Consider the following 23275-nt stretch of genomic DNA (forward strand, 5'->3'; position numbering starts at 1 on the left):
CGCAATATTCCAAACCCGCCTGCCCACGGCCGGCGGGTTTCCTTTTCCCTGCCATTCATGGTCAACGGTCGGTTAATCAATCGGCGCTAGTCTGCCTTGGTATTGCGTAGCAGGGCATCGACGATGTGGACACGGCATCACAAGAAGCGGAGACTGGGGCGGCTGGTAGTGCCGGTGATCGCAGTCGCCTTTCTTTCCTACTTCGGCTATCATTCGATCCATGGCGGTTACGGCTTAAGGGCGACGGAGGAGTTCGACCGCCAGATCGCCGAGCGGCAGGCACGGCTCGACGAGCTCACTCAAAGGCGGCAAATCCTGGAAAAGGAGGTCGAGCTGATGAGTGACGGTTCGTTGGAAAGAGACATGCTGGATGAGAAGGCTCGCCTCGCGCTCAATATGTCGCGTAGCGACGAGATTGTCATTTTTCATCGCTCAGCGAATTAACTGAAATTCGGTTAATCACAAATAAACGTTTAAATTCAGCGATTTGCCTTGAATGATAGCCATGCAAATATGGCATTGCTGCGGCGCGCTTCTTTGCCTATGGTAGCCCACCAAAGGCTAACCATTGGGAGGAATGAATGGCTCCGCGAAAAACCGCGTCCGTCTCCAGCCGCAAGGCCGCCGCCAAGCCGGCCAAGAAGGACTTCACCAGCGGCACGATCGCCGAATTCTCCAAGGAAGATGAACTGAAGGCCTATCGCGAAATGCTGCTGATCCGGCGTTTCGAGGAGAAGGCCGGCCAGCTTTACGGCATGGGCTTCATCGGCGGCTTCTGTCACCTTTATATCGGCCAGGAAGCCGTCGTCGTCGGCATGCAGCTGGCGCTGAAAGAGGGCGACCAGGTCATCACCGGTTACCGCGATCACGGCCATATGCTCGCCTGCGGCATGAGCGCCCGCGGCGTGATGGCCGAGCTTACCGGTCGCCGCGGCGGTCTTTCCAAGGGGAAGGGCGGCTCGATGCACATGTTCTCCAAGGAGAAGCACTTCTACGGCGGCCACGGCATCGTCGGCGCGCAGGTATCGCTCGGCACCGGCCTTGCCTTCGCCAATCGGTATCGCGGCAACGACAATGTCAGCCTCGCCTATTTCGGTGACGGCGCCGCCAACCAGGGCCAGGTCTACGAAAGCTTCAATATGGCAGCGCTCTGGAAGCTGCCGGTGATCTACATCGTCGAGAACAATCGCTATGCGATGGGCACCTCCGTGTCGCGCGCCTCGGCACAGACCGATTTCTCGCAGCGCGGCGCTTCATTCGGCATCCCGGGCTATCAGGTCGACGGCATGGACGTGCGCGCGGTCAAGGCGGCAGCCGACGACGCTGTCGAACATTGCCGCTCCGGCAAGGGGCCGATCATCCTCGAAATGCTGACCTACCGCTACCGCGGCCACTCCATGTCCGACCCGGCGAAATACCGCTCGAAGGACGAAGTGCAGAAGATGCGCTCGGAGCATGATCCGATCGAGCAGGTGAAGGCCCGCCTTGTCGAAAAGGGCTGGGCGAGCGAGGACGAACTGAAGCAGATCGACAAGGAGGTTCGCGACATCGTTGCGGACAGCGCGGATTTTGCCCAGTCTGATCCGGAGCCGGATGTGTCCGAGCTCTATACCGACATCCTGCTTTGATCCGGGGAGGGACGAATATGCCAGTAGAAATTCTTATGCCTGCCCTTTCCCCGACGATGGAGGAAGGCACGCTCTCCAAGTGGCTGAAGAACGAGGGCGACAAGGTTGCCTCCGGTGACGTCATCGCCGAGATCGAAACCGACAAGGCGACGATGGAAGTCGAAGCCGTCGACGAAGGCACGATCGGCAAGCTCTTGATCGCCGCCGGCACCGAAGGCGTGAAGGTCAATACGCCGATCGCCGTGCTGCTTCAGGACGGCGAGGGCGCCGGCGATATTGCCAGCGGCAAGACGGAAGCGCCGAAGCCGGCAGCGGCAGAAGCTCCGGCGCCGGCCGCGGCGCCCGTAGCGGCCCAGCCGAAGGCGGAAGTCCCGTCCGATCCCGCCATTCCGGCCGGCACCGAGATGGTGACGATCACCGTCCGCGAAGCGCTGCGCGATGCAATGGCGGAGGAAATGCGCGCCAATGACGACGTCTTCGTCATGGGCGAGGAGGTTGCCGAATACCAGGGCGCCTACAAGATCACGCAAGGGTTGCTGCAGGAATTCGGCCCCCGCCGGGTCGTCGATACGCCGATCACCGAACATGGTTTTGCCGGCATCGGCGTCGGTGCGGCGATGACCGGCCTGCGTCCGATCGTCGAGTTTATGACCTTCAACTTCGCCATGCAGGCGATCGACCACATCATCAACTCGGCCGCCAAGACGCTCTACATGTCCGGCGGCCAGATGGGCGCGCCGATCGTCTTCCGCGGCCCGAGCGGTGCGGCAGCCCGCGTGGCCGCGCAGCACTCGCAGTGCTATGCCGCCTGGTACAGCCATATTCCGGGCCTGAAGGTCGTCATGCCCTATACGGCGGCGGATGCGAAGGGCCTGCTCAAGGCCGCGATCCGCGACCCGAACCCGGTGATCTTCCTCGAAAACGAAATCCTCTACGGCCAGTCCTTCGAAGTACCGAAGCTCGAAGATTTCGTTCTGCCGATCGGCAAGGCTCGCATTCACCGCGTCGGCAAGGACGCGACGATCGTCTCCTTCGGCATCGGCATGACCTATGCGGTCAAGGCCGCCGCCGAGCTCGAGGCGCAGGGCATCGATGTCGAAGTCATCGACCTTCGGACCATCCGCCCGATGGACCTGCCGACGGTCATCGAATCGGTCAAGAAGACCGGTCGCCTCGTCACCGTCGAGGAAGGCTACCCGCAGTCCTCCGTCGGCACCGAGATCGCCACCCGCGTCATGCAGCAGGCGTTCGACTATCTCGATGCGCCAATCCTGACGATCGCCGGCAAGGACGTGCCGATGCCTTACGCGGCCAACCTGGAGAAGCTTGCTCTGCCAAACGTCGCCGAGGTCGTCGATGCGGTGAAAGCCGTCTGCTACAAATAAGAGAGGGACGTTCGATGCCAATCAACATCACAATGCCTGCCCTCTCTCCGACAATGGAAGAAGGCAATCTCGCCAAGTGGCTCGTCAAGGAAGGCGACAAGGTCAAGTCCGGCGACGTCATCGCCGAGATCGAGACCGACAAGGCGACCATGGAAGTCGAAGCCGTCGATGAAGGCACCGTCGCCAAGATCGTCGTTCCGGCCGGCACCGAAGGCGTCAAGGTCAATGCGTTGATCGCGGTTCTGGCCGCGGACGGCGAGGATGTCGCAACGGCGGCCAAGGGCGGTAATGGCGCGGCCGCGCCGGCCTCCGCCGCCAAGGCGGAAGCACCGGCTCCGGCAGCACCTGCCGCTGCACCGGCGCCGGCCGCAGCGCCTGCGGCTCCGGCCGCATCGACTGCGCCGGCACCGGCGGCCGGTGATGCAAAGCGCGTCTTCTCGTCGCCGCTCGCCCGCCGCCTCGCCAAGGAAGCGGGCATCGATCTCTCGGCCATTGCCGGTTCCGGTCCCTATGGCCGCGTCGTCAAGAAGGATGTCGAAACCGCAGTTTCCGGCGGCACCGCCAAGCCGGCCGCGGCGCCGGCAGCCGGGCAAGCGCCGGCCGCGGCACCGCTTGCCAAGGGCATCTCGGAAGACGCCGTCCTCAAGCTCTTCGAGCCGGGCTCCTACGAGCTCGTCCCGCATGACGGCATGCGCAAGACGATTGCCAAGCGCCTGCAGGAATCGAAGCAGACGATCCCGCACTTCTACGTTTCCCTCGATTGCCAGCTCGATGCTCTCTTGGCACTGCGTGCCCAGCTTAACGCGGCAGCACCGGAGAAGGATGGCAAGCCAGTCTACAAGCTCTCGGTCAACGACATGGTGATCAAGGCACTGGCGCTGGCGCTGCGCGACGTTCCGGATGCGAACGTTTCCTGGACCGATACGAACATGGTCAAGCACAAGCACGCCGATGTGGGCGTTGCCGTGTCCATTCCGGGCGGCCTGATTACGCCGATCGTCCGCCAGGCAGAGTTGAAGAGCCTTTCGGCCATCTCCAACGAGATGAAGGATCTCGGCAAGCGCGCGAAAGAGCGCAAGCTGAAGCCGGAAGAATATCAGGGCGGTACGACCGCCGTCTCCAACATGGGCATGATGGGCGTCAAGGACTTCGCAGCCGTCGTCAACCCGCCGCACGCGACGATCCTCGCGGTCGGCGCCGGCGAGGAGCGGGTGATCGTCAAGAACAAGGAGATGGTCGTCGCCAACATGATGACCGTCACGCTCTCGACCGACCATCGCTGCGTCGATGGCGCTCTTGGTGCCGAACTGCTCGGCGCCTTCAAGCGCTACATCGAAAACCCGATGGGCATGCTCGTCTGATGCGATCCGGACCGGCGCTTCCGCCGGTCCTTCCTTTCCTGACGTCTTGTGCGTGTCATTGCCTCAACCGCTGCACACTTTTGGGCGACATGCATCACATGCGAGTAGGCAGATGAAGACAGTCCTTTGCTATGGTGACAGTCTGACCTGGGGCTATGATGCGGAGGGTCCGGGTCGGCATGCGCTGGAGGATCGTTGGCCGAGCGTGCTGCAGAAGGCGCTGGGTTCCGGCGTCAACGTCATCGCCGAGGGGCTGAACGGCCGCACCACAGCCTATGACGATCATCTCGCCGATTGCGACCGTAACGGCGCGCGTGTCCTTCCGACCGTGCTGCACAGCCACGCACCGCTCGATCTTGTCGTCTTCATGCTCGGTTCGAACGACATGAAGCCAATCATTCACGGCACCGCCTTCGGCGCCGTCAAGGGTGTCGAGCGCCTGGTCAATCTGGTTCGCAAGCATGACTGGCCGACGGAGACGGAGGAGGGCCCGGATATCCTGATCGTCTCGCCGCCACCGCTTTGCGAAACCGCCGACAGCGACTTCGCGGCGATGTTTGCCGGCGGCGTCGAGCAGTCGGCGATGCTGGCCTCGCTCTATCGCGATCTCGCCGACGAACTCGATTGCGGCTTCTTCGACGCCGGCTCGGTCGCTCGGACGACGCCGCTCGATGGGGTTCATCTCGACGCCGAGAATACCCGTGCGATCGGCCGCGGCGTGGAGCCGGTCGTCCGGATGTTGCTCGGGCTTTGACGATGGCGGCTGGCGCAACCCTCAGGCCCGCTATGCGAAGCGAGGCGGCGGAACTGGCGATCCTCGTCGATATCGCCTCGCATGGCTTTGCTTCGTGGCTGTGGTACGGCGGCGTTTTGGCCAAATCGGCGGAAACAGCTTTTGAGCACGGCCGCAACCGGCTGCGCCAGGACGAGGGTTTAGGGACGTGGCGCCACGCGGTGGTCGCCCTCGTCGAAGAAGAGATCGTCGGCGTCTCGATCTCTTACGCAATCGACGCATCGATCCGTGAGATCGAGCCGAAGCATCCGGTGCTCGCGCCCTTGCTTGCGCTGCAGAAGCAGGTGGTCGGTCACTGGTTCGTCGATAGCCTCGGCGTCTACAGGCCGCATCGCGGCAAGGGGATTGGCCGGGCGCTGCTCGAAAACGAATTTGTCCGCGCCGGCAAGGCGCCGGTAAGCCTGATCACCGAGAGCCACAACGACAAGGCGCAGTCGCTCTACAGCATGAACGGCTTCGAAGAGGTGGCGCGCGCCGAAGCCGTACCGCTTTTCGAAGACAGCAGGAAACATGATTGGGTGCTCTTCACCCGCAAGGTCGCTTGAAACAAAGGTAGGAAACACATGGCTGAGAATTACGACGTCATCGTTATCGGTTCGGGCCCGGGCGGCTATGTCACCGCCATCCGCTCGGCGCAGCTGGGCTTGAAGACGGCGATCGTCGAACGCGAGCACCTGGGCGGCATCTGCCTCAACTGGGGCTGCATCCCCACCAAGGCGCTGCTGCGCTCCGCCGAGATCCTCGACCATGCCAACCACGCCAAGAACTACGGCCTGACGCTCGAAGGCAAGATCACCGCCAACGTCAAGGATGTCGTGGCCCGATCGCGCGGCGTCTCGGCGCGGCTGAACGGCGGCGTCGCCTTCCTCATGAAGAAGAACAAGATCGACGTGATCTGGGGCGAGGCGAAGCTGACGAAGCCCGGCGAGATCGTCGTCGGCGCGCCGTCGAAGCCGGCCGTCCAGCCGCAGAACCCGGTGCCGAAGGGTGTCAAGGGCGAGGGCACCTATACGGCGAAGCACATCATCATCGCGACCGGCGCCCGGCCGCGGGCGCTGCCCGGCATCGAGCCGGACGGCAAGCTGATCTGGACCTATTTCGAGGCGATGAAGCCCGAGGAGCTGCCGAAAACCATGGTGGTCATGGGCTCCGGCGCGATTGGCATCGAATTTGCCAGCTTCTACCTTTCCATGGGCGTCGACGTCACGGTCGTCGAACTCCTGCCGCAGGTCATGCCGGTCGAGGATGCCGAGATTTCCGCCTTTGCCCGCAAGCAGCTCGAAAAGCGCGGCATGAAGATCTTCACCGACGCCAAGGTGACGAAGGTCGAAAAGGGCGCCAACGATGTCACGGCCCATGTCGAGACGAAGGACGGCAAGGTCACGCCGATCAAGGCGGACCGTCTGATCTCGGCCGTCGGCGTTCAGGGCAACATCGAGAACCTCGGCCTCGAGGCGCTGCGCATCGAGACCAGCCGCGGCTGCATCGTCACCGACGGTTATGGCAAGACGAATGTCCCCGGCATTTATGCGATCGGCGATGTTGCCGGTCCGCCGATGCTGGCGCACAAGGCCGAGCATGAGGGCGTCATCTGCGTCGAGAAGATCGCCGGCGTCCCGGGCGTCCATGCGCTCGACAAGGGCAAGGTCCCGGGCTGCACCTATTGCGACCCGCAGGTCGCTTCCGTCGGCCTCACCGAGGCGAGGGCGAAGGAGCTCGGCCGCGACATTCGCGTCGGCCGCTACAGCTTCGGCGCCAACGGCAAGGCGATAGCGCTTGGCGAAGACCAGGGCCTGATCAAGACGATCTTCGACAAGAAGACCGGCGAGCTCCTCGGCGCGCACATGGTGGGCGCGGAAGTCACCGAGCTCATCCAGGGCTTCGTCGTTGCCATGAATCTGGAGACGACCGAGGAAGAGCTGATGCACACGATCTTCCCGCATCCGACGCTCTCCGAAATGATGAAGGAAAGCGTGCTCGACGCCTACGGAAAAGTCCTGAACGCCTGATGACGTGCGACCGTTCGGAACTTGCGGTATGCTCACGCATTGATTGCGTAGCATCTTCAGTGCGCGGAGGTCGTCATGAGCGTCAATGGCGTGGGCATTTTGGCAGCGATCATCATCGGTGGGCTGGCCGGCTGGCTGGCGGAGAAATTCATGAACAGCCAGCTGGGCCTGTTCATGAACATCATCCTCGGCATCATCGGCGCGGTCGTCTTGAACTTCATCCTGGCGGCATTCGGCATGGCCTATACCGGCTGGATCGCCTATCTGGTCGTCGGCTTCATCGGCGCCTGCCTGCTGATCGCCGCGGGCCGCGCCGTTCGAGGATAGAAGTCCATTCGCCATTCAATCGCGGTCGGGCTGCCATGCAAATGGTGGCCTGACTTTTCATGTCCGGCTGTTTATATAGATCGAAATCGCCGACGGCTTCTGGCCGCATGCTCGATAGGACGAAGGAAGAAACATGGTAACGGTTTTCGACGCGGTCTCGGATCGGGCTCAGCGCATTCGCCATCCGGAAAAGGCGCACCGGCCCGACACGGAAGTGCTGCGCAAGCCGGACTGGATCCGCGTGAAGGCGCCGACCTCGAAGGGTTACCAGGAGACCCGCTCGATCGTGAAGAGCAACAAGCTCGTCACCGTCTGCGAGGAGGCCGGCTGCCCCAACATCGGCGAATGTTGGGACAAGAAGCACGCCACCTTCATGATCATGGGCGAGATCTGCACGCGTGCCTGCGCCTTCTGCAACGTGGCGACCGGCAAGCCGAACGCCCTCGATCTCGAAGAGCCGGCCAACGTCGCCAAGGCCGTCAAGCAGATGGGCCTCAGTCACGTCGTCATCACCTCGGTCGATCGTGACGACCTCGAGGACGGCGGCGCCGAGCATTTCGAGAAGGTGATCTTCGCCATCCGCGAGGCCTCGCCCACGACGACGATCGAAATCCTGACGCCCGACTTCCTGAGGAAGCCCGGCGCGCTGGAGCGGGTCGTCGCCGCCAAGCCGGACGTCTTCAACCACAACCTCGAGACCGTCCCTTCCAACTATCTGACGGTGCGTCCGGGGGCGCGCTACTTCCATTCGATCCGTCTCCTGCAGCGGGTGAAGGAACTCGATCCGACGATGTTCACCAAGTCCGGCATCATGGTCGGCCTCGGCGAGGAGCGGAACGAGGTGCTGCAACTGATGGACGACCTGCGCACCGCTGACGTCGATTTCCTGACGATCGGCCAGTATCTGCAGCCGACCCGCAAGCATCACAAGGTCGAGAAATTCGTCACCCCCGAGGAATTCAAGTCCTACGAGACGGTCGCCTACACCAAGGGCTTCCTGATGGTCGCGTCGAGCCCGCTGACCCGCTCCTCGCACCATGCCGGCGACGATTTCGCACGGCTGAAGGCGGCGCGGGAGAAGAAGCTGGCCGTGGCAGAGTAGTCCTCGCCGGCCGCCGATACAGGGTCAATAGCCGCGGCGTTCCGACGTCGCGGCTTTCCTTGTGTGGAGACGGCATGGTACAGGATCTGACGGATATTGCCGAGGCAGCCGCCCATCTAGCGCAGGCGAGGCGGATTCTCGTGATCGGCTGCTCCGGTGGCGGCAAAACCACTCTCGCGCGGTGGCTTTCCACCCGCTTCGATCTACCCTTCATCTCCATGGACCGCGAATTCTTCTGGCTGCCCGGCTGGAACTCGCGCCCACGCGCGGAACAGCGGGCAATGATCGCCGCCAAGGTCGATCAGCCGCGATGGATTATGGACGGAACAAACCCTTCGAGCTTCGATCTAAGGATGCCGCGCACGGAGGTCGTTCTTTGGGTGCGTATGCCGCGCCTGCTTTGTCTGTGGGGGGCGGTGCGCCGCTGGTTGAAATGGCGAGGCCAGGCGCGGCCGGAAATGGCCGACGGCTGCCCCGAGCGATTGAGTTTGGAATTCGTTCGCTACATCTGGACCTTCGAACGCAAATTCGCCCCCATCGTCGAAGCCGGGCTCCATGAGCACGCAGTGCCCGTTCTCCAGATAAGAAGCCGGGCACAAATGCGCCAACTCCTTGATCTTCTCTCGGCTCGGCCTTAACTCCAAACTATGCCGCATTTCGAAACCAACCATGTCGTAAAGCACTCGGCGGAACAGATGTTCAACCTCGTCGCCGATGTCGAGCGCTATCCGGAATTCCTGCCGCTCTGCGAGGCGCTGAGCGTGCGATCGCGTAAGGAGCGCGACGGCAAGGCGTTGCTGCTGGCCGACATGACGGTTGGCTACAAGGCCATCCGCGAGACCTTTACGACGCAGGTTCTGCTGAAGCCGGCCGAGCGGCTGATCGACGTCAACTACATCGAGGGGCCGTTCAAGTATCTCGACAATGTCTGGCGCTTCGAACCGGTGAACGAGAGAGAGTCGATCGTCCACTTCTATATCGACTACGAGTTCAAGAGCCGCATCCTCGGCGCCCTGATGGGCTCGATGTTCGATCGCGCCTTCCGCATGTTCTCGGAAGCCTTCGAGAAACGCGCCGACGCGGTCTACGGCACCTGAGCGATCTCCCTGAGAAGATCGAGCGCCGTCTTCACCGTTGCGAGCCGCACCGCATTGCGGCCGATCGCGCCGTAGCGCATCTCTCGGTGGAGGATATTGCCCGACCGCGTTGCAGCCGCGAGGTGAACGAGCCCGACAGGCTTCTCCGCCGAGCCGCCGCTTGGGCCTGCAATGCCCGTCACCGCCACCGCGAGATCGGCGCGGGAGTGGGCGATGGCGCCGCGGACCATTTCCGCAGCCGTTTCGTGAGAGACCGCCCCGTTGGCCGCGAGCGTCGCAGCGTCGACGCCGAGCATGTCGATTTTCGCCTCGTTGGAATAGGTGACGAAGCCGCGGTCGACGACGGCGGACGAGCCGGCAATCTCGGTCAGCGCCGCGGCGATTAATCCGCCTGTGCAGGATTCGGCGGTGGCGATCTTCAGCACGCGCGCGGTGAAATCGGCAATAATGGCGCGCGCCGCCTGTTCGATGTCGGCCGGCCACATCAGGCTTTGTTCTCCGACACGTAGACGACCGTTACGGTGGCGATTGCGGCGATACCCTCCCGGCGTCCGACGAAGCCGAGCTTCTCGTTGGTCGTCGCCTTCACCGAGCAGCGGTCGAGCGCGATGCCGAGCATGGCGGCAAGGTTTTCGCGCATCTGCTGGCGGTGGGGGCCGACCTTCGGGGCTTCCGCGATCAGCGAAACGTCCGCGTTTGTGATCACTCCGCCGTGCTCGCGCACGATCCGGGCGGCGTGCTCCAGGAAGATACGCGAGGGGGCACCCTTCCACTGCGGATCCGAAGGCGGGAAGTGGTCGCCGATGTCGCCGGCGCCGCAGGTGGCGAGCAGCGCGTCGGTCAAGGCGTGCAAGGCGACATCCGCGTCGGAATGACCGGAGAGCTTGCGGTCATGCGGAATGAACACGCCGCAAAGCGTGACGCCGTCGCCCTCGACGAGCTGGTGCACGTCGTAGCCGTTGCCGGTGCGGACGTCGGGAATTGCAGGCCGGTTCAGCCGTTCATCGGCCATCGATATATCCCTTTGAAGCGTGAGCTTGACATTGTCCGGCGCGCCTTCGACGAGGACCACCGGGATGCCGGCCCATTCCGCAATAGATGCGTCGTCGGTAAAATCGCTGCGGCCGCTGGCGCTTGCGGCGCTATGGGCGGCGAGGATCGCCTCGAGACGGAAACATTGCGGCGTCTGCGCCGCGTAGAGGCCGGTCCGCGGCACCGTCTCCTCGACGCGGCCGCCGGTCGCCCGTTTCAGCGTATCGGCGACGGCAACTGCCGGAACGACCGCCTCGGCGCCGCCTTCGAGCGCCGCCCGGCAGCGGTCGAGCAGGGCATGGTCGATGAATGGGCGCACGGCGTCCTGGATCATTGCGTGCTTGACTCCGGCCTTGGCGAGCGCCTCGAGGCCGGCGAGAACCGAGAGCTGACGCGTCGCGCCGCCGTGAACCACCGACACGGCCAGCGAGTCGCCTATGCGCCCGAGCGCCGCGGCGAGAAGCGCCTCATCGTCGGGGTGGATAACGACGACCACCGGCCCGGTGCTCGGCCATGTCGCGAAAACGTCAAGTGTATGGGCGATAACGGGGCGGTCGCCGATCCTGCGATACTGCTTCGGTCCCTCCGCCGATTGACCGGCGCGCTCGCCGCGGCCGGCCGAGACGATGACAACACCACAGGAGAACTGTTCTTCCGGCTGCATCTTCTGTATGGGGTCCCGCAATTCGCCAATCTAAGCCGTCATGTACCGCGAAGGTCCTGTGAATGCCAGCCGTCTATCCGTATCGTCCGAAAGCGTGCAGCGATTTCAGGTGATCGGCATCCCGAAAATGCGGAATTGAAGTGCGTTGACGCTTTTCGAGGAATTTTGTCGGGTGCGTGGAAATCGCTTGGCAAGTCGAACAACAGTGTCTAAAAATAGTGCAAGATATTCATGTGCCCGAAAGATATGCATTTGCCACTGGCGGCCCTGTCATCGTCACTCCGGATCGGGAAAATTGAAATCCGCAATCGGGTGGCGCTCGCTCCGATGTCAGGTGTGACGGATTTGCCCTTTCGCATGCTCGCCTGGCGCTTCGGCGCCGGTTTCGTCGTGACGGAAATGGTGGCAAGCCGCGAGCTGGTTTGCAACGCGGCCGAATCCTGGGCGCGACTGAAGAATTCCGGGATTGATCCCCACATTGTCCAGCTTGCCGGGCGCGAGGCCCACTGGATGGCGGAGGCCGCCAAGATTGTCGAGGCCAACGGTGCCGACATCGTCGACATCAATATGGGCTGCCCGGCCAAGAAGGTCACCGGCGGCTATTCCGGTTCGGCACTGATGCGCGACCCCGACTATGCCCTGTCGCTGATCGAGGCGACGGTGAAGGCCGTCCGCGTCCCGGTAACGCTGAAGATGCGGCTCGGCTGGGACGAGAATTCGATCAACGCGCCGCTGATTGCCCGCGGGGCCGAGGCGGCGGGCGTCCAGGCGATCACCATTCATGGCCGCACCCGCATGCAATTCTATACCGGCAGGGCGGATTGGGACGCGATCCGGGCGGTTCGCGAGGTGATTTCCGTGCCGCTGATCGCCAATGGCGATGTCGATACGATCGCCGATGCCACGGAAATCCTACGCCGCTCCGGTGCCGACGCCGTCATGGTCGGCCGCTCCTGCCAAGGCCGGCCGTGGCATGCGGGCGTGCTGGCCGGTGCCGCAGATGAACCGCATGCCACGCGAATAGCGGAAACGTTTGTCGAGCACTACGCGATGATGCTCGACTTCTACGGGGCGGAGATCGGTCTTCGTCATGCTCGCAAGCATGTCGGCTGGTATCTCGAGCGTTTCGCGCCGGAGCTTCCGGCAGCGCAAAAGGCCGAAATCCTGACGGCGAAGGATGTGAAACTTGTGAGCGATCGGGTCGCGGCCGCGATTGCTTGCTCCGGCTTGGAGCCGGCGAGGGGAGAGATTGCGGCATGACCGAAAAGGCAATGGTCCCGGAACCGGCAGAGGCCGCGAACGACCTCTCGATGGCGGTGCTGAACGCCATACAGAACCCGGTCATTCTCGTCGACGAAAACGGCCATGTCGCCTTCGCCAATTGGGAGGCGGAGTCCTTCTTCGGGGCGAGCGCCAACCATCTCGCCCGCCACGATATCAGCGCCTTCATTCCCTTCGGCAGCCCGCTTCTGACGCTGATCGACCAGGTGCGCGAAAGGCGCGCTCCGGTCAACGAGTACCGGGTGGACCTGAGCTCGCCGCGGCTTGGCGCCGACAAGCTCGTCGATCTTTACGTGGCGCCGGTGCTGTCGCAGCCGGGATCCGTGGTCATCGTCTTCCAGGAGCGCTCGATGGCCGACAAGATCGATCGGCAGCTGACCCATCGGGCAGCCGCGCGCTCCGTCACGGGGCTTGCTTCGATGCTCGCCCATGAGATCAAGAACCCGCTGTCCGGCATCAGGGGCGCGGCGCAGCTCCTTGAAACCTCTGTGAACGACGAAGACCGGGCGCTGACGCGGCTGATCTGCGACGAGACCGACCGCATCGTCTCGCTTGTCGACCGCATGGAGGTGTTTTCTGACGAGCGCCCGGTCGATCGCGTGCCGCTCAACATCCACTCGGTGCTCGACCACGTGAAGGCGATCGCCAAGGCGGGCTTTGCCCGCGCCATCAAGATCTCCGAAAACTACGACCCATCGCTCCCGCCCGTCTATGCCAACCGCGACCAGCTCGTCCAGGTGTTCCTCAACCTGGTCAAGAACGCCGCGGAGGCGATCGGCGACCGGCCGGAAGGCGAAATCATGCTCACGACGGCCTATCGGCCCGGCATCCGGCTCTCGGTGGCGGGAACGCGGGAAAAGATCTCGCTGCCGCTGGAGTTCTGTGTCCACGACAACGGACCGGGCGTGCCCTCGGACCTGCTGCCGCATCTCTTCGATCCGTTCATCACGACGAAGACGAACGGCTCCGGTCTCGGGCTGGCGCTGGTGGCCAAGATCATCGGCGGCCATGGCGGCATCGTCGAATGCGACAGCCAGCACAGCCGCACGACCTTTCGCGTCCTGATGCCGGCCTCCAAGGGACGGGCGGCGGATGACGTAACTCCGATGACAAAAGGAAGCATTGCATGACCGGCGCCACGATCCTCGTCGCGGATGACGACGCAGCCATTCGCACCGTGCTCAACCAGGCGCTCAGCCGTGCCGGATACGACGTGCGCATCACCTCCAACGCCGCGACGCTCTGGCGCTGGATCGCCGCCGGCGACGGCGACCTGGTGGTTACCGACGTGGTGATGCCGGACGAGAATGCCTTCGATCTCCTGCCGCGGATCAAGAAGGCGCGACCCGACCTGCCGGTTCTGGTGATGAGTGCGCAGAACACGTTCATGACCGCCATCAAGGCGTCGGAGAAGGGCGCCTATGATTATCTGCCGAAACCCTTCGACCTGACCGAGCTGATCGGCATCATCGGCCGGGCGCTGGCCGAGCCGAAACGCCGCCCCTCCAAGCTGGACGACGATTCGCAGGACGGCATGCCGCTCGTCGGCCGCTCCGCCGCCATGCAGGAAATCTACCGCGTCCTTGCCCGGCTGATGCAGACCGATCTGACGCTGATGATTACTGGCGAATCGGGAACCGGAAAGGAGCTGGTCGCGCGCGCCCTGCACGATTACGGCAAGCGCAGGAACGGGCCCTTCGTCGCCATCAATATGGCCGCGATCCCCCGCGACCTCATCGAATCGGAACTGTTCGGTCATGAAAAAGGGGCGTTCACCGGCGCCCAGACGCGCTCCACCGGCCGCTTCGAACAGGCCGAGGGCGGTACGCTTTTCCTCGACGAAATCGGCGACATGCCGATGGATGCGCAGACGCGGCTGCTGCGCGTGCTGCAGCAGGGCGAATACACGACCGTCGGCGGGCGCACGCCGATCCGCTCCGACGTGCGCATCGTCGCGGCGACGAACAAGGACCTGAAGCAGTCGATCAACCAGGGTCTTTTCCGCGAGGACCTCTACTATCGCCTGAACGTCGTGCCGCTGCGTCTGCCGCCGCTTCGCGATCGTGCCGAGGATATTCCCGATCTCGTTCGGCATTTCGTCCAGCAGGCCGAAAAGGAGGGGCTCGACGTCAAGCGCTTCGACCAGGAAGCGCTGGAACTGATGAAGGCGCATCCCTGGCCCGGCAACGTTCGCGAGCTCGAGAACCTCGTGCGGCGCCTCACCGCACTTTATCCACAGGATGTGATCACCCGCGAGATCATCGAAAACGAGCTGCGATCGGAGGTGCCGGACAGCCCGATCGACAAGGCCGCCGCGCGTCCCGGCTCGATGTCGATCTCGCAGGCGGTCGAGGAGAACATGCGGCAGTATTTCGCAAGCTTCGGCGAGGCGTTGCCGCCGACGGGCCTTTACGACCGGGTGCTTGCGGAAATGGAGTATCCCTTGATCCTCGCGGCCCTGACGGCGACACGCGGCAACCAGATCAAGGCAGCCGATCTCCTCGGGCTCAACCGAAACACGCTGCGCAAGAAGATCCGCGAACTGGGCGTCTCCGTCTATCGGAGCTCACGCACCGCTTGACTGCTTTGCAACACCGTTGCATTTTCGCCACAATGCGTTGCTTGAAGGCTCACGGGGCGGCCGATTCGATCTGACTCGGGCAATGGCGGCTCGCGTGACGCGGCATGTGCCGTCGTCCGTCCGGGCTAGGGCATTCAATATCCTGGTCCGGATTGCAGGCGGGTGCCGGTGTCTTCGGGGCGCCGGTTTTGGGGGAAGTTTTTTATGGTGGATGGCATGGCCTTGCCATTGGGCACGGAGGAGGGTGTTGCGGCTGCCCAGGATCGGCGGGCCTCCTTCGCGTTCCCGGGCCTGATGCTGGCCACCGGGGCTCTGGTCTGCGCCACCCTGTCCCTGCTCGTCCTTCTCGGCCTCACCCCCGTCAGGCCGGAACGGAACATCGTCATTGCCTGCGCCGGCGTCAACGGCGTCTTCGTCGTCGGCCTGATCTATCTGATCGCCCGCGAGATCATCAGGCTGCTTCGCGCCCGCAGCAAGGGGAGGGCGGCGGCGCGGCTGCATGTGCGCATCGTTGCTCTGTTTTCGATCGTCGCGATCACGCCGGCCATCCTCGTCGCGATTTTCGCCAGCATCACCCTCGATGTCGGCCTCGACCGCTGGTTCTCGCTGCGCACCCAGGCGATCGTGCGCTCCTCGCTGAACGTCGCCCAGGCCTATGTCCTGGAGAATGCCAGCTACCTTCAAGGCCAGACGGTCTCGATGGCCAACGACCTCGAGCGCAACCGGCAGCTTTACGCCCTCGACCGCACCGGCTTCACCGAACTGATGACGCGTCAGGCGAGGGGGCGCGGCATGCTCGGCGCCTTCCTCGTTCGCGCCGACGGCAGCGCCATCCTCCAGGCCAATATCTCGACCGAACGGCCCTTGCCTGCCATCCCGCAGGACGCGTTGAAGAGCACCGTCGCGGGCCAGCCGACGCTTATCCCGCCCGGCGTCACCAATCTCGTCGGAGCGGTCGTTCCGCTGGAGAATTTCCCCGGCATCTACCTCTATACGCTTCGCAACGTCGATCCCGAAGTCATGCGCTCCATGCGGCTGATGGAGGAGAACACCGCCGAGTACAAGGCGCTTGAGGCGGGACGCACCTCGTTGCAGATTGCCTTCGGCGTCCTTTACATCGGCTTCGCGCTGATCGTGCTTCTGGCGGCGATCTGGACGGCAATAGCCGTTGCCGACCGCATCGTCCGGCCGATTCGGCAACTGATCGGCGCGGCCGACAGCGTCGCCTCCGGCAATCTCGACGTGGTTGTGCCGGTGCGTGCCGTCGACGGCGACGTCGGCAATCTGTCGCGCACCTTCAACAAGATGGTCAGCGAGATCCGGACGCAGCAGGACCAGATCCTGGTCGCCAAGGACGAGGTCGATCAGCGCCGCCGCTTCATCGAGGCCGTGCTTTCCGGCGTCACCGCGGCCGTGATCGGCGTCGGCCGGGACCGGCGCATCACGATCGCCAATCCCTCGTCGGAGGAATTCCTGCGGAAATCGGCTCCGGGACTGCTCGGCGCCAGCCTTCGCGAGGTGGCGCCGGAGATCGAGGAGGTGCTGGTCGAGGCGGAAAGCCGCTATCGCAACGACTACCGTAAACAGATCAACATCATGCGCGGCGGAACCGAGCGCACGCTGAACGTTCAGGTAACCCGGGAAGAGGGCGAGGGCTCGCAAGGCTCCTACGTCATCACGATCGACGACATCACCGATCTGGTCATTGCCCAGCGCTCGACCGCCTGGGCGGACGTGGCACGGCGTATCGCCCATGAGATCAAGAATCCGCTGACGCCCATCCAGCTTTCCGCCGAACGCCTCAAACGGCGCTACGGCAGGCAGATCGACCAGCAGGACAAGGCCGTATTCGACCAGTGCACCGATACGATCGTGCGCCAGGTGGAAGACATCGGCCGGATGGTCGACGAGTTCTCAGCCTTCGCGCGCATGCCGAAACCGACGAAGGAAAAGTCGGACCTGCGCTCGATCCTCAAGGACGCCGTCTTCCTGCGCGAAATGGGCAACAACCACATCACCTTCATCCGCGACTTCGGCGACGAGGCGCTCGAGGGCCAGTTCGACGGGCGCATGCTCGGCCAGGCCTTTGGCAATGTCGTCAAGAATGCGGTTGAGGCGATCGAGGCGGTCCCGGCCGAGGCGGCGCGCGGTGCGCCGACGATCTTGGTTCGCTCCCGTCGCGACGACGCGACCGGGCGCTTCGTCGTCGACGTTGTCGACAACGGCAAGGGGCTCCCCACCGAAAACCGGCACCGGATTTTGGAGCCATACATGACGATGCGAGAGAAAGGCACGGGGCTGGGTCTCGCTATCGTCAAGAAAATCATCGAGGACCACGGCGGACAATTGGAATTGCACGATGCACCGGCGGATTTCGACGGCGGTGTCGGGGCGATGATCCGCGTGATCCTGCCGCCCGCCGGGGAAACCGGGGGCGATGAGACTGTGAAGGATAAGGGTAATACCAATGGCGGCTGATATTCTGGTTGTGGATGATGAGGAAGATATCCGCGAGATCGTCTCGGGCATCCTGTCGGACGAAGGCCACGAGACGCGGACGGCCTTCGACAGCGACAGCGCGCTTGCGGCGATCAACGACCGCGTGCCGCGGCTCATCTTCCTGGACATCTGGATGCAAGGCAGCCGGCTGGACGGGCTGGCGCTGCTGGACGAGATCAAGAGCCGTCATCCGGACCTGCCGGTGGTGATGATTTCCGGCCACGGCAACATCGAAACGGCTGTTTCCGCGATCAAGCGCGGCGCTTACGACTTCATCGAGAAGCCGTTCAAGGCCGATCGGCTGATCCTGATTGCCGAGCGGGCGCTCGAGAATTCCAAGCTCAAGCGCGAAGTGTCGGAACTCAAGAAGCGGTCGGGCGATCCGGTGGAGCTCATCGGCACTTCGGTCGCGGTGTCGCAGCTGCGCCAGACGATCGAGAAGGTCGCCCCGACCAACAGCCGCATCATGATCCAAGGACCCTCCGGTTCCGGCAAGGAACTGGTGGCGCGCATGATCCATCGCAAGTCGACGCGTTCCACCGGTCCTTTCGTCGCCTTGAATGCGGCCGCGATCACGCCGGACCGCATGGAAATCGCGCTTTTCGGCACCGAGGGCACCGCGGGTCAGCCGCGTCGCACCGGCGCGCTCGAGGAGGCCCATGGCGGCATCCTCTATCTCGACGAGGTCGGCGAAATGCCGCGCGAGACGCAGAACAAGATCCTGCGCGTGCTCGTCGATCAGCAGTTCGAGCGCGTCGGCGGCTCGAAACGCGTCAAGGTGGACGTGCGTATCATTTCCTCGACCGCCTACAATCTTGAGAACATGATCGCCGAGGGCCTCTTCCGGGAGGACCTTTATCACCGGCTTGCCGTTATTCCCGTCCGCGTTCCGGCGCTCGCCGAGCGGCGCGAGGATATTCCTTTCCTTGTCGACATGTTCATGCGCCAGGTGAGCGAACATGCCGGCATCCGGCCGCGCAAGATCGGCGAGGATGCGCTTGCCGTGCTCCAGGCGCATGACTGGCCGGGCAATATCCGCCAGTTGCGCAACAACATCGAACGCCTGATGATCCTCGCCCGGAGCGACGGCCCGGATACGCCGATCAGTGCCGACATGCTGCCGAACGAGGTGGGCGACACGCTGCCGAAGATTTCCGCCAAGGGCGACCAGCACATCATGACCCTGCCGCTGCGCGAGGCGCGCGAAATGTTCGAACGGGATTATCTGATCGCCCAGATCAACCGCTTCGGCGGAAACATCTCCCGCACGGCGGAATTCGTCGGCATGGAGCGCTCGGCGCTGCATCGCAAGCTGAAGTCGCTGGGCGTCTGAGGCCGCGAAGCTCCATGCCAAGAACCGCCTATGTGAACGGCGCCTATGTCCCGCATTCCGAAGCCGCGATCCATGTGGAGGACCGCGGCTTCCAGTTTGCCGATGGCGTCTACGAGGTCTGCGAGGTGCGGCACGGCTTCATTGTCGATCTCAGCCGTCACCTCGACCGCCTCGACCGGTCGCTGAGTGAACTCAGGATGGACTGGCCGATGAGCCGGGCTGCGCTGATCCAGGTCATTCGCGAGGTGCTGCGGCGCAACCGCGTCCTCAACGGGCTCTTCTATCTTCAGGTGACGCGGGGCGTCGCCCGGCGCGATCATGTGTTCCCGGCCAAGGGCACGCCACCCTCTGTCGTCGTCACGGCTAAGCGCACCGATGCCGCCGCGATCGCCAGGAAGAATGCCGAAGGCATTGCCGCGATTACGGTGCCGGAAAACCGCTGGGACCGGGTGGACATCAAGACGGTCGGCCTGCTTCCGAACGTCCTCGCTCGCCAAAGGGCGAAGGAAGTCGGCGCGCAAGAGGCGATTTTCGTCGACGCGGACGGCACGGTCAAGGAAGGGGCGGCGACGAATGTCTGGATCGTCGACGGCGAGGGGACGCTGCGCACGCGCCCGGCCGAGCACGGCATCCTGCGCGGCATCACGCGTACGACACTGATGGACGTGGCAAAGCCGCTCGGCCTGAAGATCGAGGAGAAGGCCTTCTCTGTCGAGGAAATGCTTGCCGCACGGGAAGTGTTCGTCACCGCTGCCACGAGCATCTGCTTTCCGGTCGTATCGATCGATGGAAAGCCGATCGGCAACGGCCATCCGGGAAGCATAGCACAGAATATTCGTGAAGCCTTTTTCGACGTTGCGGAAAAGACGGCGATTTGATACCAAACTTCAAGAGGTGTCGGGGGAAGGCTTCTGTGACACGTCTGATCGCAAATTTGACAAAATGCACCGGCGCCAAAGCCGGCAAATAAGAAAGAAGCGGCGCGATGGCGGAACGTTCTCAAAACTTGCAGGATCTTTTTCTTAATACGGTTCGCAAGCAAAAAATTTCCTTGACTATTTTCCTAATCAATGGCGTGAAACTGACGGGTGTTGTGACATCTTTTGACAATTTCTGCGTCCTGTTGCGCCGTGACGGCCATTCTCAACTCGTCTACAAGCACGCCATCTCGACCATCATGCCGGGCCAGCCTCTGCAGATGTTCGAGAATGAGGAAGTGGCATCCTGACGGGACCTGAGGACCATTACCAAACGCAATTCGAAATCGCCGTCGTCGATCATACCGGAGCTTGAGAAGCGCCGCGACGACATGCGCGCCGTCGTCGTCGTGCCGGTCTTGAAGAAGACGGGCAAGCCGGCCGCTGATGTGGCAGCGGTCAGCACGCGCTCGGACGAGAGCCGGCTTGAAGAGGCCACGGGGCTTGCGCTCGCCATCGATCTCGATGTCGTGCACGGCACGATCGTTCCCGTGGCGCAACCGAAGCCCGGCACCCTGCTCGGCAGCGGCAAGATCGAGGAGATCGGCCATATCCTCAACGAGAAGGATGCGGGCCTCGTTATCGTCGATCACCCGCTGACGCCGGTACAGCAGCGCAATCTCGAGAAGGAATGGAACGCCAAGGTCATCGACCGGACCGGGCTCATTCTCGAAATTTTTGGCCGGCGCGCCTCCACCAAGGAGGGCACGCTTCAGGTCGATCTCGCCCATCTGAACTACCAGAAGGGCAGGCTGGTTCGAAGCTGGACCCACCTTGAGCGCCAGCGCGGGGGCGCGGGCTTCATGGGCGGTCCGGGCGAAACGCAGATCGAAGCCGACCGTCGGCTGCTGCAGGAAAGGATCGTGCGGCTGGAGCGCGAGCTGGAGCAGGTGCGCCGGACGCGTCAGTTGCATCGTTCGAAGCGCAAGAAGGTACCGCACCCGATCGTGGCGCTGGTCGGCTACACCAATGCAGGCAAGTCGACGCTCTTCAACCGGATGACCGGCGCGGGCGTGCTGGCCGAAGACATGCTCTTTGCGACGCTAGATCCGACGCTGCGGCGGCTGAAGCTGCCGCATGGCCGAATGGTCATTCTGTCCGATACCGTCGGTTTCATCTCGGACCTGCCGACGCACCTCGTCGCCGCCTTCCGCGCGACGTTGGAAGAAGTACTCGAGGCAGACCTCATTCTGCATGTCCGCGATCTCTCGGACCCGGACAATCAAGCGCAGGCAGGCGATGTGCTGCGTATCCTGGCCGATCTCGGCATCGACGAGAAGGAAGGCTCCGAGCGCATCGTCGAGGTCTGGAACAAGATCGACAGGCTCGAGCCGGAGGTGCGCGAGGCACTGGTGAACAAAGCGGCGGGCACCGACAACACCGTCGCCGTTTCGGCGATCACCGGCGAAGGTGTCGACGATCTGCTCGCTGAAATCGGCCGTCGTCTTTCAGGCGTGCTGACCGAGTGCACTGTCGCCTTGGGATTGGACCAGTTGCAGCTCTTGCCCTGGATCTATGAGCACGCGATCGTCGATGGCCGCGACGATCTCGAAGACGGAAGGATCAGCCTTGACCTGCGCTTGACAGAGTCCGAGGCGGCCGAGCTTGAAAGACGGCTGGGAAACGGGCCCAAGCCAGTTGCGGAAGATTGGGAAGCTTGACGTGACGGCACGCCGCTACGTCAATTGCCTCTCAATCGCCTTTGCCGCCTGCCAGAGTTCTTCCATCCGCTCCAGCGATGCGGCATCCAGCGTCTCGCCGCCGGCATGCAGTTCCTGCTCGATATGGCTGAACCGGCGCCGGAATTTCGTGTTCGTGCCGCGCAGCGCCATTTCCGGATCGGTACCAATATGGCGGCCGATGTTGACCAGTGCGAAGATCAGGTCGCCGAGTTCGTCCGCAATCTTTCGTCGGTCGCCATCCTTCAGCGCCTGGCGCAGCTCGCCGATTTCCTCCTCGGCCTTGTCGAGAATCGGTGCCGGCTCCGACCAGTCGAAACCCACCTTGGCTGCGCGCTCCTGAAGCTTGAGCGCCTCAACGAGTGCCGGAAAGCTGCGCTGCACTGAACCGAGATGGCCGGACTTCTCTTCCGGCGGCAGGCCGCGCCGCATCCGGCGCGCGCGCCGATCCGCCTTCTCGGCCTGTTTGATCTCGTCCCATTGCAGCTTGACCGCCTCTGGCGTATCGGCATCCGACCGTGCAAAGACATGCGGATGGCGGCGGATCATCTTGCGGGTGACGGCTTCCACCACGTCGCCGAAGGAGAAGTCGCCGACCTCTTCCGCCATTTGCGCGTGATAGACCACCTGCAGCAGCAGGTCTCCGAGCTCGTCGCAAAGATCGTCCATGTCGCGGCGCTCGATCGCGTCGGCGACCTCGTAGGCTTCCTCGATCGTGTAGGGCTTGATCGTCTCGAAGGTCTGGACGATGTCCCACGGGCAGCCGGTCTTCGGGTCGCGAAGTGCTGCCATGATGTCGATGAGGCGTTGAATATCGCGAGAAGGTTCCATTGGACTCAGTTCAGCGGTATGGCGTTGTTGTCTTTGTCCGCCTGATAGGCGGCCGACAGGCGATTGTAGCGCTCGCGGATCCGAGCATCCTGTGCCGCGAGCCTCTTTGTCGTCTCTGGATCGACATCCCGCATGAGGGCCGCGATCGAGGCCGACTTCCAGAAGGCATTTTCCCGGGCGTAGCCGCCCGGTTCAAGCCGGAAGACTTCCTTGAGGATCTTCAGGTCGTGCGGAATCGAGAAGCTGTCGCGCGAATCCTCGTGGCTGAAGAAGTAGTAGAAATTGTCGAAGCCGGCCCAGGTGATTGCGGAGAGGCACATGGAGCAGGGCTCGTGCGTTGACAGGAAGATGAGCTCGCGCGTGTCGGGCTTCTCCGCCATCTCGTAGAAGCGCTTCAGCGTATGGACCTCGCCATGCCACAGCGGATTTTCGGTCTCGTTGTTGGTCTCGGCCAGCACGAGCGAGAAATCGGCCTTGCGCAGGATCGCCGCACCGAACACCTTGTTGCCGGCCGCCACCCCCTTCTCCGTCAGCGGGAGTATGTCGTTTTCGATGACCGCCAGCAGCCGCTCGGCCAGTTCGGATGTCTTCATCCTGGCACTCCCCGGAAAATGTCTGCTTGCATTTAACGGAGGTTCGGCGGTCGGCGCAATGGCGGCGCCGCTGTGGTTCGCAATCATCCTCCGGAGATATTTG

The 23275-nt window shown here is 63.2% G+C and carries 23 protein-coding genes; 19 read left to right on the forward strand and 4 right to left on the reverse strand.

Annotated features, from left to right (window positions below):
• Nucleotides 1-123 precede the first annotated feature (123 nt).
• From SS05631_RS05720 to SS05631_RS05770, 11 genes are all read left to right on the forward strand, one after another.
• Nucleotides 124-444: a septum formation initiator family protein gene (locus SS05631_RS05720; RefSeq protein ID WP_026187443.1), complete on the forward strand. Its 321-nt coding sequence runs from the start codon at nt 124-126 to the stop codon at nt 442-444.
• A 137-nt stretch (nt 445-581) separates the two neighbouring features.
• Nucleotides 582-1628: a pyruvate dehydrogenase (acetyl-transferring) E1 component subunit alpha gene (gene pdhA / locus SS05631_RS05725; protein WP_037423144.1), complete on the forward strand. Its 1047-nt coding sequence runs from the start codon at nt 582-584 to the stop codon at nt 1626-1628.
• Nucleotides 1629-1645: 17 nt separating this feature from the next.
• Nucleotides 1646-3013, forward strand: a complete 1368-nt coding sequence (locus SS05631_RS05730; RefSeq protein WP_037423141.1) for a pyruvate dehydrogenase complex E1 component subunit beta — start codon at nt 1646-1648, stop codon at nt 3011-3013.
• Nucleotides 3014-3027: 14 nt separating this feature from the next.
• On the forward strand, nt 3028-4374 hold the full coding sequence (locus SS05631_RS05735; RefSeq protein WP_037423137.1) for a pyruvate dehydrogenase complex dihydrolipoamide acetyltransferase: 1347 nt from the start codon (nt 3028-3030) through the stop codon (nt 4372-4374).
• Between the two features lie 112 nt (nt 4375-4486).
• A complete protein-coding gene (locus tag SS05631_RS05740; RefSeq protein WP_037423135.1) occupies nt 4487-5128 on the forward strand; it encodes an SGNH/GDSL hydrolase family protein in 642 nt (213 codons plus the stop codon).
• A 2-nt stretch (nt 5129-5130) separates the two neighbouring features.
• Complete coding sequence (locus SS05631_RS05745; protein ID WP_037423132.1) at nt 5131-5712, forward strand: GNAT family N-acetyltransferase; 582 nt, start codon at nt 5131-5133, stop codon at nt 5710-5712.
• Nucleotides 5713-5730: 18 nt separating this feature from the next.
• Nucleotides 5731-7176: a dihydrolipoyl dehydrogenase gene (gene lpdA, locus SS05631_RS05750; RefSeq protein ID WP_037423130.1), complete on the forward strand. Its 1446-nt coding sequence runs from the start codon at nt 5731-5733 to the stop codon at nt 7174-7176.
• 75 nt (nt 7177-7251) lie between these two features.
• Complete coding sequence (locus SS05631_RS05755) at nt 7252-7503, forward strand: GlsB/YeaQ/YmgE family stress response membrane protein (RefSeq protein ID WP_037423126.1); 252 nt, start codon at nt 7252-7254, stop codon at nt 7501-7503.
• Between the two features lie 133 nt (nt 7504-7636).
• Nucleotides 7637-8605 (forward strand): lipoyl synthase, encoded by a 969-nt coding sequence (gene lipA, locus SS05631_RS05760; RefSeq protein WP_037423123.1) that lies wholly within the window; start codon nt 7637-7639, stop codon nt 8603-8605.
• 74 nt (nt 8606-8679) lie between these two features.
• Nucleotides 8680-9243: an ATPase AAA gene (locus SS05631_RS05765; RefSeq protein WP_037423120.1), complete on the forward strand. Its 564-nt coding sequence runs from the start codon at nt 8680-8682 to the stop codon at nt 9241-9243.
• 9 nt (nt 9244-9252) lie between these two features.
• Nucleotides 9253-9702 carry a type II toxin-antitoxin system RatA family toxin gene (locus SS05631_RS05770; protein ID WP_037423117.1) on the forward strand — a complete coding sequence of 150 codons (450 nt, stop codon included), beginning with the start codon at nt 9253-9255 and terminating at the stop codon, nt 9700-9702.
• Here SS05631_RS05770 and SS05631_RS05775 read toward each other — a convergent pair.
• Nucleotides 9690-10187, reverse strand: coding sequence for a CinA family protein (locus SS05631_RS05775; RefSeq protein WP_037423113.1), 498 nt, complete (start codon nt 10185-10187; stop codon nt 9690-9692). The two genes, SS05631_RS05770 and SS05631_RS05775, sit on opposite strands and share 13 nt — an antisense overlap.
• The gene (locus SS05631_RS05780) at nt 10187-11398 is read right to left on the reverse strand and encodes a bifunctional 2-C-methyl-D-erythritol 4-phosphate cytidylyltransferase/2-C-methyl-D-erythritol 2,4-cyclodiphosphate synthase (protein ID WP_037423110.1); all 1212 of its coding nucleotides are present in this window, start codon (nt 11396-11398) and stop codon (nt 10187-10189) included. Before SS05631_RS05780 ends, SS05631_RS05775 begins: the two co-directional genes overlap by 1 nt.
• 231 nt (nt 11399-11629) lie before the next feature.
• On the opposite strand from SS05631_RS05780, the gene dusB reads away from it, so the two are divergent.
• The 8 genes from dusB (at nt 11630) to hflX (ending at nt 21730) form a co-directional block, all read left to right on the forward strand.
• Entirely contained in the window at nt 11630-12658 is a 1029-nt protein-coding gene (gene dusB / locus SS05631_RS05785) for a tRNA dihydrouridine synthase DusB (RefSeq protein WP_037423107.1), read from the forward strand.
• Entirely contained in the window at nt 12655-13809 is a 1155-nt protein-coding gene (locus tag SS05631_RS05790; RefSeq protein ID WP_037423104.1) for a nitrogen regulation protein NR(II), read from the forward strand. Before dusB ends, SS05631_RS05790 begins: the two co-directional genes overlap by 4 nt.
• Nucleotides 13806-15260 carry a nitrogen regulation protein NR(I) gene (gene ntrC, locus SS05631_RS05795; RefSeq protein ID WP_012707855.1) on the forward strand — a complete coding sequence of 485 codons (1455 nt, stop codon included), beginning with the start codon at nt 13806-13808 and terminating at the stop codon, nt 15258-15260. Before SS05631_RS05790 ends, ntrC begins: the two co-directional genes overlap by 4 nt.
• 204 nt (nt 15261-15464) lie before the next feature.
• Nucleotides 15465-17738 carry a PAS domain-containing sensor histidine kinase gene (locus SS05631_RS05800; protein ID WP_037423099.1) on the forward strand — a complete coding sequence of 758 codons (2274 nt, stop codon included), beginning with the start codon at nt 15465-15467 and terminating at the stop codon, nt 17736-17738.
• Nucleotides 17728-19092, forward strand: a complete 1365-nt coding sequence (ntrX, locus tag SS05631_RS05805; protein ID WP_037383220.1) for a two-component system response regulator NtrX — start codon at nt 17728-17730, stop codon at nt 19090-19092. Before SS05631_RS05800 ends, ntrX begins: the two co-directional genes overlap by 11 nt.
• A gap of 14 nt (nt 19093-19106) precedes the next feature.
• The gene (locus SS05631_RS05810; RefSeq protein WP_037423097.1) at nt 19107-19970 is read left to right on the forward strand and encodes a D-amino-acid transaminase; all 864 of its coding nucleotides are present in this window, start codon (nt 19107-19109) and stop codon (nt 19968-19970) included.
• A gap of 107 nt (nt 19971-20077) precedes the next feature.
• Nucleotides 20078-20320: an RNA chaperone Hfq gene (hfq, locus tag SS05631_RS05815; protein WP_037423095.1), complete on the forward strand. Its 243-nt coding sequence runs from the start codon at nt 20078-20080 to the stop codon at nt 20318-20320.
• 81 nt (nt 20321-20401) lie between these two features.
• Entirely contained in the window at nt 20402-21730 is a 1329-nt protein-coding gene (gene hflX, locus SS05631_RS05820) for a GTPase HflX (protein WP_037423093.1), read from the forward strand.
• 15 nt (nt 21731-21745) lie between these two features.
• Here hflX and mazG read toward each other — a convergent pair whose 3' ends face one another.
• Together mazG and SS05631_RS05830 are read right to left on the reverse strand one after the other, a co-directional pair.
• A complete protein-coding gene (gene mazG / locus SS05631_RS05825; protein WP_037423091.1) occupies nt 21746-22579 on the reverse strand; it encodes a nucleoside triphosphate pyrophosphohydrolase in 834 nt (277 codons plus the stop codon).
• 5 nt (nt 22580-22584) lie between these two features.
• Nucleotides 22585-23172: a nucleoside deaminase gene (locus tag SS05631_RS05830; RefSeq protein ID WP_037423089.1), complete on the reverse strand. Its 588-nt coding sequence runs from the start codon at nt 23170-23172 to the stop codon at nt 22585-22587.
• Nucleotides 23173-23275 lie beyond the last annotated feature (103 nt).

The sequence above is a fragment of the Sinorhizobium sp. CCBAU 05631 genome (assembly GCF_002288505.1).
GTDB classification, from domain to species: domain Bacteria; phylum Pseudomonadota; class Alphaproteobacteria; order Rhizobiales; family Rhizobiaceae; genus Sinorhizobium; species Sinorhizobium fredii_C.